General features: G+C 67.8%; 1 protein-coding gene. It reads left to right on the plus strand.

Going from position 1 to position 1127, the window contains the following annotated elements:
- Positions 1–97 precede the first annotated feature (97 nt).
- The coding region (locus AB0J04_RS46250; RefSeq protein ID WP_363174752.1) for a transposase at positions 98–1127 on the plus strand (1030 nt) is incomplete at its 3' end.

The following is a 1127-nucleotide window of genomic DNA, read 5'->3' on the forward strand; positions in this document are numbered from 1 at the left end:
ACGCTGCGGTGGGGAGGGGAGGCGAGAGAGTCAGGGTGATGATTCGTTCGCATGTTCTCTCTGGTGACGCGTGTGCGACCTCCCTAATGTGATCGTCATGCAGCTCCGGTACAGCTTCCGTCTGTACCCGGATGCCGGCCAGCGCACTGCGCTGGCCAGGGCGTTCGGGTGCGCCCGGGTGGTGTTCAACGACGCGGTGCGTGCCCGCGAGGACGCCCGCCGGGCCGGGCAGTCGTTTCCGACGGCCGGAGAGCTGTCGAGGAGGCTGGTCACGGAGGCGAAGCGGACAGCGGAACGGTCCTGGCTGGGCGAGGTCTCCGCGGTCGTCCTGCAGCAGTCCCTGCGGGATGCCGAGAGTGCGTACCGCAATTTCTTCGCTTCCCTCAAGGGCACCCGCAGGGGTCCGAAACTGGGTGCACCCCGGTTCAAGTCCCGTAAGGACACCCGGCAGTCGGTCCGGTTCACCGCCAACGCCCGCTGGAGCATCACCGGCAGCGGCCGTCTGAACCTGCCGAAGATCGGCGCGGTGAAGGTGAAGTGGTCCCGCGCGCTGCCCGCCACCCCCGCCTCGGTCACCGTCGTGATGGACGCGGCTGGCCGGTATTTCGCGTCCTTCGTCATCGACACCGACCCCGCCGCCGACGCGACCCGGATGCCCGACACCGACCAGACCATCGGCATCGATCTGGGCCTGACCCATTTCGCCGTCCTGTCCGACGGCACGAAGATCGACTCTCCCAGGTTCCTGCGCCGGGCGGAGAAGAAGCTGAAGAAGGCGCAGAAGGAGCTGTCCCGCAAGCAGAAGGGATCCAGGAACCGGGCCAAGGCCCGCCTCAAGGTCGCCCGCGCCCATGCGAAGGTCGCCGACGCACGCCGTGAGTTCCACCACCAGCTCTCCACGAGGCTGATCTCCGAGAACCAAGGGATCGCCGTGGAGGACCTGTCGGTGGCGGGGCTGGCCCGCACGAGGCTGGCCAAGTCCGTGCACGATGCCGGATGGTCCTCGTTCACCAGCATGCTGACGTACAAGGCGGATCGGTACGGCCGCACCCTGGTCACGATCGGCCGGTTCACACCGACCTCGCAGACCTGCTCTACCTGCGGCGCCGTGGACGGACCCAAACCCC

This window comes from Streptomyces sp. NPDC050263 (assembly GCF_040655955.1).
GTDB lineage: Bacteria > Actinomycetota > Actinomycetes > Streptomycetales > Streptomycetaceae > Streptomyces.